We start from the raw sequence: 11,289 nt of genomic DNA on the forward strand, positions 1-11,289 counted from the left end.
CAACGAGCACGACGGAGCCGTATGACCTCGTCCGACAGGAAACCCAACGCCGCGAAGGCGGGGGCCTCCGCGAAGACCGCGAAGGCCGCACCGAAGAAGGACACGACGACGGGGGCCGCCGCGACGGCGAAGGCCGCCACGGCCGCGTCCGCGGCGGAGAAGGGCGCGACGGCGAAGGGTGCGACGGCGAAGAAGCCCGCCGTCGCCGCCCGGGTCCCGTCCGCCAGGGCCTCCACCGCCGCGGGAGCGGCGTCGAAGGCGGCCCCGGGGGCCGAGGCGAAGAGCCCTCGGAGGGCCCCCGCGGCGAAGGCCGCGACGAGGACTCCGGCGAAGACGGCTTCGAGGAGCGCCGGGAAGGACCCGGTCGAGGCGACGGAGAAGGGCGCGGTCGCGGCGAAGGCGCAAGGCGCGGCGAAGGCGGCGCCGGCCCGGAGGCGGGCCTCCGGGCCGGACCCCGAACTCGTCGCGGCACTGGACCGGCTGATCGACGGCCACCACCACGACCCGCACTCCCTGCTCGGCGCGCACGCCGAGGGCCGCGGAACCGTGGTGCGCGCCCTGCGCCCCGGCGCCCTGGACGTGCACGCCGTCCTGCCGGACGGGACCCGGGTGCGCCTCGAACACCTGCACCGCGGGGTGTACTCCGCCAAGGTGCCGGGCACGTCGCTCGGCGACGAGCCCGACTACCGGATCGCCGCCCTCTACGACGAGGGGGAAGCCGAACACGTGACCGCCGACCCCTACCGGTTCGCGCCGACCCTGGGCGACCTGGACCTGCACCTGATCGGCGAGGGCCGCCACGAGGAACTGTGGAACGCCCTCGGCGCGCACACCCGGGTCGAGGACACGCCCATCGGCGAGGTCCGGGGCACGGGGTTCTCCGTGTGGGCCCCCGACGCGCGCGGCGTCCGGGTGATCGGCGACTTCAACTACTGGAACGGCGTCGGGTTCCCGATGCGCAGCCTGGGCTCCACCGGCGTGTGGGAGCTGTTCCTGCCCGGGGTCGGCGACGGGGCCCTGTACAAGTTCCAGATCCTCGGCTCGGACGGGCACTGGCGGGACAAGGCCGACCCGATGGCACGCCGCGCACAGGTGCCGCCGGAGACCGCCTCGGTGGTCACCACGTCGGCGTACTCCTGGAAGGACCAGGAGTGGATGGCCGAGCGCAAGGGCGTGGAGCAGCACCGGGCGCCGATGAGCGTGTACGAGGTGCACCTGGGGTCCTGGCGGCCCGGCCTGGGATACGTCGAACTCGCCGAGCAGCTGGTCGAGTACGTGACCGGCCTGGGGTTCACCCACGTGGAGTTCCTTCCGGTCTCGGCGCACCCGTTCGACGGGTCCTGGGGCTACCAGGTGACGTCGTACTACGCGCCCACACCGAGGTTCGGTTCCCCCGACGAGTTCCGCCACCTGGTGGACGCCCTGCACCGGGCCGGGGTCGGTGTGCTCCTGGACTGGGTGCCCGCGCACTTCCCCAAGGACGACTGGGCGCTGGCCCGGTTCGACGGGTCGGCGCTGTACGAGCACCCGGACCCCCGCCGCGGGGAGCACCCCGACTGGGGGACGCTGATCTTCAACTACGGGCGGACCGAGGTGCGCAACTTCCTCGTCGCCAACGCCCTGTACTGGCTGGAGGAGTTCCACGTCGACGGGCTGCGGGTGGACGCCGTGGCCTCGATGATCTACCTGGACTACTCCCGTGACTCGGGGGCCTGGGAGCCGAACCTGTTCGGCGGCCGGGAGAACCTGGAGGCGATCGACTTCCTCAAGGAACTCAACACCACGGTGTACCGGCGCAACCCGCACGTGGTGATGATCGCCGAGGAGTCCACGGCGTACACGGGCGTCACGGCCCCGGTGGACCGCGGAGGGCTCGGCTTCGGGTTCAAGTGGAACATGGGGTGGATGCACGACACGCTCGAGTACGTGAAGAAGGAGCCGGTCCACCGCAAGTACCACCACGGCGACGTCACGTTCGCGATGGTCTACGCGTACAGCGAGAACTACGTGCTGCCCCTGTCCCACGACGAGGTGGTGCACGGCAAGCAGTCCCTGTTCAACAAACCGCCCGGTGACGAGTGGCAGCGCTCGGCGACCCTGAGGGCGCTCCTCGCCTTCATGTGGTCGCACCCCGGCAAGCAGCTGCTGTTCATGGGCGGGGAGATCGCCCAGGGGGACGAGTGGTCCCATGAGGAGGGCCTGCCCTGGTGGCTGCTCCAGTTCGAGCACCACGCGGGCGTGCAGCGCCTGGTGAAGGCCCTGAACGACGCCTACCGGCCCCGGGCGGCGCTGTGGTCCCAGGACACGGACCCGGCCGGGTTCCGGTGGCTGGACGGCGGCGACCACGAGGGGAACACCCTCTCGTACCTGCGCCACGGAGACGACGGCTCGGTGCTGGCCTGCGCCGTGAACTTCTCGCCGGTGCCCCGCGAGGACTGGCGGATCGGGCTGCCGTCCGGCGGACGGTGGAAGGCCGTCCTCAACACCGACGAGGAGAGGTTCGGCGGCTCCGGGCACGCGGCTCCGGCGCACGTCGACGCCGAGCCGACGCCGTGGCACGGCCAGCCGGTCTCGGCTCCGATCACCATCCCGCCCCTGGGCGCGGTCTGGTTCGAGCCCGAGAGGTAGGCGCGCCCGCGGGGGCGGCTCCGAGCGGTGGGTCCGGTCGCCCGTGGGGCTGCCGGGCCCGCTCCGCACCCGGGCCCGCCGGTCGACCGCCGGGAGGGCCCCAGGAGTCCCCGCGTCCGTCCCCGGATTCGACCCGTCGCCGGAGCCGCGCAGGGCCCACCGGCGGCGCAGCCGAGCGCACACCCGGCGTCACGGACGGCCGCTCCGCTCCCGGGCGCCCCGCGACCGACCAGGCACGACGCACGGGCCTGCGGTCACCCGGTGTGACACCACCGCCCCGCCCCCGCCCCGCAGGAGAAGGGCTCACCGGATCCCGTGACCGACTGGACACCACGGCAGCAGAATCTGTCCGGAACGACCCCTTCACTCTGATCCGCCGCCGTGCTTTCGTGTCCCCCACCACAGGCACGAACGTTGGGATCGCCCATGACCGACAAGAGCCAGAGCTTCGTCCGGGTCCTGGGAAGAGGTGACGTACTCGCCCTCGGCTTCGGCGCGATGATCGGCTTCGGCTGGATCGTCCTCGTCGGAGACTTCATCGACGCGGCGGGCAGCGGCGGCGCCGCCCTCGCCTTCGTCATCGGCGGCGTCATCATGGCCTTCGTCGGCCTCACCTACGCCGAACTCGTCTCCGCGATGCCCCACGCGGGCGGCGAACACCACTACGCCATGCGCGCCATCGGCCCCAAGGGCGCCTTCGCCGCGTCGTGGGCCATGGTCCTGGGCTACGTCTCGGTGGTCGCCTTCGAGGCCGTCGCCGTCCCCCAGACCCTCGTCTACCTCTTCCCCGACATGGGCGTCGGGCACCTGTGGACCATCGCGGGCTACGACGTCCACGCCAGCCTCGTCGCCGTGGGCATCGTCAGCGCGGTGCTGATGACCGCGGTCAACTACGTCGGCATCAAGCCCGCCAGCGTCTTCCAGGTCGTCGCCGTGCTGTTCCTGGTCGCCGTCGGCACGGTGATGCTCACCGGATCGTTCGTCGGCGGTTCCGTCGAGAACATGGAGCCCCTGTTCACCGGTGGCGCCCCCGGGGTGTTCGTGGTCCTGGTGGCGGTCCCGTTCCTGTTCGTCGGCTTCGACGTGATCCCCCAGTCGGCCTCCGAGATCAGGGTCCCCCACCGCATGGTCGGCACCCTGCTGGTGGTCTCCGTCCTCTGCGCGACCGCCTGGTACGTGATGGTCATGCTGACGGCCGGCTCCGGGCTCTCCTCGGCCGAACTGCTCACGTCCGAACTGGCCTCCGCCGACTCCGTCGCCGCCATGTGGGGCAGCGACGCCATGGGCAACCTGCTCGTCCTCGGCGGCATCGCCGGACTGCTGACCAGCTGGAACGCCTTCCTCATCGGCGGCAGCCGCCTCGTCTTCGCCATGGCGGGGTCCCGGATGCTCCCGGCCTGGTTCGGCCACCTGCACCCGCGCTTCCGCACCCCCTCCAACGCCATCCTGTTCATCGGCGCGCTGTCGCTGGTCGCCCCGTTCTTCGGCCGCCCGATGCTCGTCTGGCTCACCAACGCTGGCGGCATGAACATCGTGGCCGCCTACATGCTGGTGGTCGTGTGCTTCCTGGTGCTGCGCCGCCGCGAGCCCGCCATGAAGAGGCCGTTCACCGCCCCGGCCGGTGTCGCCGTCGGCGTGACCGCACTCGTGCTGTCCTCCGGGCTGTTCCTGCTGTACCTGCCCGGGATGCCGGCCGCACTGGCCTGGCCCCACGAATGGCTGATGGTCGTCCTGTGGTGGGTGGCTGGCGCCGCGCTCATGTGGCGCCTCCCCCGGATCACCCCAGGTGCGGACGCCGAACGACGCCTCGTCGAGGCGATGGACGCCCGCACCGCAGCCGCGGCGCGTCCCTGACCGTCCCTCCCCGGGACCGGGCCCTCCGCGTACCGCGCGGGGCCCGGCCCCGGGGAGGGGCCGCGTGCGGCGGACAGCCGGCCCCGCCGGGGTCAGGCCCCGCGCGTGTGCCAGCCGGTCAGCCGGGAGACCGCCTCGTCCAGCACCTCGTCCTTCTTGCAGAAGGCGAAGCGGAGCAGGTGCGCGCCCTCCTCCTGGTGGTCGTAGAACACCTGGGCCGGCACCGCCGCGACACCCGCCCCGCCGGGCAGGGCCCGCGCCACGTCGATCCCGCTGTCGAAGCCGAGGGGCCGGATGTCGGCCATCACGAAGTAGGTGCCCTCGGACACGTTCACGTCGAACCCGGTGGCGGCCAGACCCGCCGCGAGCCGGTCGCGCTTGCCCTGGAGGGCGGCGCGCTGGGCGGCGACCCACTCCCACTCGTTGTCGATCGCGTCGGCCACGGCCAGCTGCAACGCGCCGTTGGCGGAGAAGGTGAGGAACTGGTTGACCGTCCGCACCGCGCTGACGAGGGGCTCGGGACCCATCACCCAGCCGGTCTTCCAGCCGGTGACGGCGAACATCTTGCCCACCGACGACACCGACACCGTGCGCTCCCGCATACCCGGGAGGGTCGCCAGCGGCACGTGCGGTTTGCCGTCGAAGGCCAGGAACTCGTACACCTCGTCGGTGAAGGCGATCAGGTCGTGCTCACGGCACACCTGCGCGATCTCCTCCAGCTCGTCGGCGGTGAACACCGTGCCGGTCGGGTTGTGCGGAGAGTTCACCAGCACCATGCGGGTACGGGGGCCCACGGCGGCGCGCAGCTCCGCCGGGTCGAAGGTGAACCGTCCCGACTCCGCGTCCGGGCGCAGCGTCACCGACCTGCGCACCCCGCCCGCGAGGGTGATCATCGCGGCGTAGGAGTCGTACATCGGCTCGAAGACGATCACCTCGTCGCCGTGCTCGACCAGGGCGAGCATCGCCGCGGCGATGCCCGCGGTCGCGCCGACGGTGATGTAGACCTCGCTGTCGGGGTCGAGCTCGATGCCGTAGTGGCGGGCCCGGTAGCGGCTCACCGCCTGCCGCAGCTCCGGCCGCCCCGGGCCGGGCGGATACTGGTTCACCCCCTCCAGGATGTGCCGGGAGGCGCCCTCCAGCAGGGAGCGGGGACCGTCGGTGTCGGGGAAACCCTGCCCCAGGTTGACCGACCCGGTCTCCATGGCCAGCCGCGTCATCTCGGCGAAGATCGTCTCGCCGTACACGCGCATTCGTTCGATCAGCGGTTCTTCCACCCGACGAGCGTATCCACACGCCCCGGCAGCGGCCACCCCGCGCACGCCGAAGGGGGCGGACCACGGGTCCGCCCCCTTCGACACGGTTCGCCGTCCCTAGAGGAGGAGGCTGAGCACGATCCACACCACGGGACCCGCGATGAGCAGCGAGTCCAGGCGGTCCATCAGACCGCCGTGCCCCGGCATGAACCGGCCCATGTCCTTGACCCCGAGGTCGCGCTTGAACAGCGACTCGATGAGGTCGCCGACCGTCGCGGCCAGCACGACCGCCAGCCCCAGGACCACGCCGACCCACCACGGGCCGTCCAGCATCAGGGTCACGCACAGCGCACCGGCGATCGAGCAGCCCACCACGGAGCCGCCGAAGCCCTCCCAGGTCTTGTTCGGGCTGATCACCGGGGCCATCTTGTGCCGCCCCAGCATGATCCCGGCGAAGTAGCCGCCGATGTCGCTGGAGATGGTCACCACGATGAACGTCACCAGCCGGTACTGGCCGTCCTCGGGGTGTGCGATGAGCAGCAGCCACGTGCCCAGCAGGAACGGCAGGTACACCAGGGTGAACAGGTTGGCCGAGGCGTCCGCCACGAATCCGTCCGCCCCGCCGCGCAACCGCCACACCAGGACGATGATCGCGGTCAGCGCGGTGGTGCCCGCCAGCCACTCGGTCCCCCCGAAGTAGGCGGCCACCTGCATGGCGACGCCGCCCACGGCCAGGGGCACGACGGCCAGGGCGGTGCCCTTGCCGGCGAACGCCCGGTTGAGCTCCCGCAGCCCGATCAGCACCCCGAGGGAGGTGATGATCGTGAACAGCTGGGGCAGGGGGAAGATGGAGAAGAAGACGAGCGCGCCCAGGGCGCACCCGCTCGCGATGGCCACCGGGAGGTTGCGGCCGGTCTTGACAGGCTCGCCCCCCGGTTTGTGCAGCACGAAGCGCTGCCCGGCCCTGTCGGGATCGCCCTGCGGTCCCTCGTCGGGTCTGTGCTCCGGTGAGTGGTCATCGCCTCCGGAGCCGCTGGAAGGAGTCGTCACCGGCTAGACCTCGAGCAGTTCGGCTTCCTTGTGCTTCAGTACCTCGTCGATGGCCGAGACGTACTTCTGGGAGAGCTCGTCCAGCTCGGCCTGGGCGCGGTGCGCCTCGTCCTCGCCCAGCTCGCCCGACTTCACGGCCTTCTCGAAGGTGTCCTTGGCACGGCGGCGGACGTTGCGGATCGAGATCTTGGAGTCCTCGGCCTTGGTCCGCGCGACCTTGACGTACTCCTTGCGGCGCTCCTCGGACAGGTCGGGGAACACCACGCGGATGACCTGGCCGTCGTCGGAGGGGTTCACGCCCAGGTCGCTGTTGCGGATGGCGTTGATGATGTCGGTACGCGAGTTGACGTCGAACGGCGAGATGACCACCATGCGCGGCTCCGGAACCGAGAAGGAGGCCAGCTGGTTGATCGGCGTCCGGGCACCGTAGTAGTCGACGGTGATCTTGTTGAACGTGGCCGGGGTGGGACGGCCCGTGCGGATCGTCGCGAAGTCCTCCTTCGCGACGGTCACGGCCTTCTCCATCTTCTCCTCGGCCTCGAGGAGGGTCTCTTCGGTCATGTGGCGCTCCCGGTTCTCGGCTGTGGTGTTCGTGGCTTGTTGGCGGCCCTGGGACCGGCTTCAGGCGGTGGTCGGCCCCACGATGGTGCCGATCTTCTCACCTCGGACCGCGCGCAGGATGTTGCCCTGACTCATCAGGTCGAACACCACGATGGGCATCCCGTTGTCCATGCACAGGCTGACCGCGGTGGCGTCCATGACCTTGAGGCCCCGGGTGAGGACCTCGTTGTAGTTGAGCTTGTCGAACTTGACCGCGTCCGGGTTGCGCTGCGGGTCGGAGTCGTAGACCCCGTCGACCTGGGTGCCCTTCAGGACGGCCTGCGCGCCGATCTCCAGGGCGCGCTGGGCCGCAGTGGTGTCGGTGGAGAAGAACGGTGCGCCCAGACCGGCGCCGAAGATGACCACGCGCCCCTTCTCCAGGTGACGGATGGCGCGGCGCGGGATGTACGCCTCGGCGACCTGGCTCATGTGGATCGCGGTCTGCACGCGGGTGTCCACACCGAGCCGTTCCAGGAAGTCCTGGAGGGCGAGGCAGTTGATGACGGTGCCGAGCATGCCCATGTAGTCGGCGCGGCCGCGCTCGATGCCGCCCTCGGTGAGCTGCGCGCCGCGGAACATGTTGCCGCCGCCGACGACCACGGCGACCTGGATACCCTCGGAGACCGCCTCGGCGATGGACTCCGCCACGTACTGCACGACCTCGGGGTCGATGCCCAGCCCGCCCCCGCCGGCGAACGCCTCCCCGGAGAGTTTGAGCATCACGCGCTTCCAACCGGAGTCGTGCATCGCCGGTTCGGTGATCGTCGCTTCGTTCACGGCCTGTGGCCTCCCTTATCGTCCCCGAGTGGCACAGGGTCCCCCGAGTGCTCCTGCTGCGGGCGGACAGGGAACACGTCCCGGAATCCGCCCATATCCACCGAAGGTGCCGGGGAGTAGTCTCCCCGGCACCTCCATCATCTCAAAGCTCTTAGGCCTGGCCGACCTTGAAGCGGACGAACCGCTTGACGGTCACGCCGGCCTCGTCGACGACCTTCTGGACCGACTTCTTGTTCTCCTTGACGAACGGCTGGCCGAGCAGCGTCACGTCCTTGAAGTAACCGTTGAGGCGGCCTTCCACGATCTTGGGGATGGCCTGCTCGGGCTTCCCCTCCTCGCGGGTGGTCTGCTCGGCGATGCGGCGCTCGTTCTCCACGACCTCGGCGGGGACGTCGTCCTTGCCGATGTACTGCGGGGCCAGAGCGGCGATCTGCTGGGCGAGGTCCTTGCCGACCTCGGCGTCGGACTTGTCCAGCTCGACCAGGACGCCCATGGTGGGGGGCAGGTCCGGGTCGGACTTGTGCAGGTAGCTGGCGACGTACACGCCGTCGAACTTGGCGAAGCGGCGGAACTCCAGCTTCTCACCGATGACCGCGCCCTTGCCCTCGATGAAGGCCTGGAGGCTCGTGCCGGGCTCGATCTCGGCTGCGGCCACGGTGGCGAGGTCGTCGCTCTCGTGAGCGGCGACGAAGTCGGCGACCTGGTCGGCCAGCGCGATGAACTGCTCGTTCTTCGCGACGAAGTCGGTCTCGCAGTTGAGCTCGATGAGGGTCGCCTTACCCTCGGAGGGCTGCTTGAGGACGACCATGCCCTGGGCGGCAGTGCGCTCCGCGCGCTTGCCGACATCCTTGGCACCCTTGACGCGCAGGGCCTCGACGGCCTTGTCGATGTCGCCGTCGGCCTCGGTCAGGGCCTTCTTGCAGGCCATCATGCCCGCGCCGGTCATGTCGCGCAGCTTCTTGACGTCCGCGGCGGTGAAGTTCGCCATGACTGTTCTCGGATTCCCTTGGAGTGGAGAGTCTGTACGGAAAGAGGAGCGGATCCTGGACGTGCACCCCCGGTGCCGCCCCCCCCGTGGGCGGGGCGGCACCGGGGGTGACCTTGTCCCTGGGAACCGCTGACTACTCGGCGGAGCCCTCGGTGGACTCCTGGGCCGCAGCCTCGGCGGGGGCCTCGGCGGGGGCCTCGGCCGGAGCCTCGGACTCGATCTCGGCCTCGACCTCGGGCTTCGGGGTCTCGGCCGGGGCCTCGGTCAGGTCCTTGTCGACCTCGGGCGTGTCCACGGCCGCGGCCGGAGCGGCCTCGGTCTCGGACTTGCCCTCCAGGAGCTCGCGCTCCCACTCGGCCAGGGGCTCCTCGGCGGCCTTCTGCTCGCCGGAGCCCTCGGAGGCGCCGGAACGGGCCATGAGGCCGTCGGCGACGGCGTCGGCGATCACGCGGGTCAGCAGGCTGACCGAGCGGATGGCGTCGTCGTTGCCCGGGATCGGGTAGTCGACCTCGTCCGGGTCGCAGTTGGTGTCGAGGATCGCGACGACCGGGATGTTCAGCTTGCGAGCCTCGCTGATCGCGATGTGCTCCTTCTTGGTGTCCACGATCCACACCGCGCTGGGCACGCGGGACATGTCGCGGATACCGCCGAGGGTGCGCTCCAGCTTCTCCTTCTCACGGCGAAGGTTGAGAAGCTCCTTCTTGGTGAGCGCGGAGCCGGCGACGTCGTCGAAGTCGATCTCCTCCAGCTCCTTGAGGCGCTGGAGCCGCTTGTGCACGGTGGAGAAGTTGGTGAGCATTCCGCCCAGCCACCGCTGGTTGACGAAGGGCATGCCAACGCGACGAGCCTGCTCGTCGATGGCCTCCTGCGCCTGCTTCTTGGTTCCGACGAACAGGACGGTGCCGCCGTGGGCGACCGTCTGCTTGACGAACTCGTAGGCGCGGTCGATGTGCGCCAGCGACTTCTGGAGGTCGATGATGTAGATGCCGTTGCGCTCCGTGAGGATGAAGCGCTTCATCTTCGGGTTCCAGCGACGGGTCTGGTGCCCGAAGTGGACGCCGCTCTCCAGGAGCTGGCGAGTCGTCACGACTGTGGCCATGACTGGTCCTCCTTGCGGTGGCGGAGAGGGGATCTCCGCCGTCGGTTGTGCCTGACGCCCCGGCCGCACCGCCATCCCGCCGAAGCGGGGTGGACCGTGGGTACGACCCCTCCCGGAGGAGGCGCGTGGACGTGCGTATTGTGGTTGGCCCAACGGGCCACAGACGATTCTATCCTCCGCCGGGCACACACCGGACCTGTGCTGCGCCTACGAGTGACTCCGGCCCCTCGTTCGGCACCCCGGCGCCGGGGTTGTCCACAGCTCCGGACACCCCCTGGCGGCCCCCGCCCGTTCCCCTGAACCTTGAGGCATGGACCTCTCCCGCCTCGTACTCCCGCCGCTGTTCGCTCTCCTCCTGGTGCTCCCCTCCTCCCCGGCACACGCCTCGGGGGACACCGACTGGCGCCTGCCCGTGTCCCCTCCCACCGGTGTGCTGCGCCCGTTCGACCCTCCCGAGCAGCGCTGGCTTCCTGGCCATCTGGGTGTGGACCTGGCCGCCGAACCCGGACAGGAGGTGTACGCGGCCGGTCCCGGGCGGGTGCACTTCGTCGGCACGGTGGCCGGAACACCGCTGGTCAGCGTGGCCCACGGGAACCTGCGCACCACCTACCTGCCGGTGGAGTCCGGCCTGGCCCGGGGCGACCCGGTCTCCGCCGGCGACGTCCTCGGCACGCTGGCCGCCGACCCGCTCCACTGCCGCGACCGCCCCTGCCTGCACTGGGGACTTCTCCGCGGAGGGGACTACCTGGACCCCCTCGGTCTGCTCGGCCTCGGCGAGGTCCGCCTCCTCCCCCTCGGCCCGTCCCGCCCCCCGGCGTCCCCTCCGCCCCGAACCGGATGATCCCCCGCCGACAGGAGGGCGTCCCCCACCCGCGCTCCGATCGGGCGACGTGCCCGTGGAGCCCGTATCCGGCGGGAGCCGACGCCCCGGGAACCGCTCCCGCCGACGGCCGGAGAGTGGCGCATTTCGCATCGGAAACCCCCGCCGCCCCCTGGGGAAGCGTCCGTCGGCGCGTCGACGGGCGGCAGGGGGGCGGGGC

The 11,289-nt window shown here is 70.8% G+C and carries 9 protein-coding genes; 3 read left to right on the top strand and 6 right to left on the bottom strand.

Features of this window, described 5'->3' with window-relative positions:
* Nucleotides 1-21: 21 nt before the first annotated feature.
* Entirely contained in the window at nt 22-2,628 is a 2,607-nt protein-coding gene (gene glgB / locus Q8791_RS14470; protein ID WP_407941999.1) for a 1,4-alpha-glucan branching protein GlgB, read from the top strand.
* Nucleotides 2,629-3,054: 426 nt separating this feature from the next.
* Complete coding sequence (locus tag Q8791_RS14475; RefSeq protein ID WP_330092204.1) at nt 3,055-4,482, top strand: APC family permease; 1,428 nt, start codon at nt 3,055-3,057, stop codon at nt 4,480-4,482.
* Nucleotides 4,483-4,574: 92 nt separating this feature from the next.
* On the opposite strand, the gene Q8791_RS14480 is transcribed toward Q8791_RS14475, so the two are convergent.
* The 6 genes from Q8791_RS14480 to rpsB all read right to left on the bottom strand — a co-directional run bounded on the left by Q8791_RS14480 (nt 4,575) and on the right by rpsB (nt 10,249).
* Nucleotides 4,575-5,756 carry a pyridoxal phosphate-dependent aminotransferase gene (locus Q8791_RS14480; RefSeq protein WP_330092205.1) on the bottom strand — a complete coding sequence of 394 codons (1,182 nt, stop codon included), beginning with the start codon at nt 5,754-5,756 and terminating at the stop codon, nt 4,575-4,577.
* Between the two features lie 96 nt (nt 5,757-5,852).
* A complete protein-coding gene (locus tag Q8791_RS14485; protein WP_330092206.1) occupies nt 5,853-6,785 on the bottom strand; it encodes a phosphatidate cytidylyltransferase in 933 nt (310 codons plus the stop codon).
* Nucleotides 6,786-6,788: 3 nt separating this feature from the next.
* Nucleotides 6,789-7,346: a ribosome recycling factor gene (gene frr, locus Q8791_RS14490; protein WP_330092207.1), complete on the bottom strand. Its 558-nt coding sequence runs from the start codon at nt 7,344-7,346 to the stop codon at nt 6,789-6,791.
* Nucleotides 7,347-7,406: 60 nt separating this feature from the next.
* Nucleotides 7,407-8,132: a UMP kinase gene (gene pyrH / locus Q8791_RS14495; protein WP_330092225.1), complete on the bottom strand. Its 726-nt coding sequence runs from the start codon at nt 8,130-8,132 to the stop codon at nt 7,407-7,409.
* 181 nt (nt 8,133-8,313) lie between these two features.
* Complete coding sequence (gene tsf / locus Q8791_RS14500) at nt 8,314-9,150, bottom strand: translation elongation factor Ts (RefSeq protein WP_330092208.1); 837 nt, start codon at nt 9,148-9,150, stop codon at nt 8,314-8,316.
* A 133-nt stretch (nt 9,151-9,283) separates the two neighbouring features.
* Nucleotides 9,284-10,249 (bottom strand): 30S ribosomal protein S2, encoded by a 966-nt coding sequence (rpsB, locus tag Q8791_RS14505; RefSeq protein ID WP_330092209.1) that lies wholly within the window; start codon nt 10,247-10,249, stop codon nt 9,284-9,286.
* A gap of 310 nt (nt 10,250-10,559) precedes the next feature.
* Between rpsB and Q8791_RS14510 the strand changes: the two genes are divergently transcribed.
* Nucleotides 10,560-11,090 (top strand): M23 family metallopeptidase, encoded by a 531-nt coding sequence (locus Q8791_RS14510; protein ID WP_330092210.1) that lies wholly within the window; start codon nt 10,560-10,562, stop codon nt 11,088-11,090.
* Nucleotides 11,091-11,289 lie beyond the last annotated feature (199 nt).

It is taken from the genome of Nocardiopsis codii, assembly GCF_036327455.1.
Taxonomy (GTDB): Bacteria; Actinomycetota; Actinomycetes; order Streptosporangiales; family Streptosporangiaceae; genus Nocardiopsis; species Nocardiopsis codii.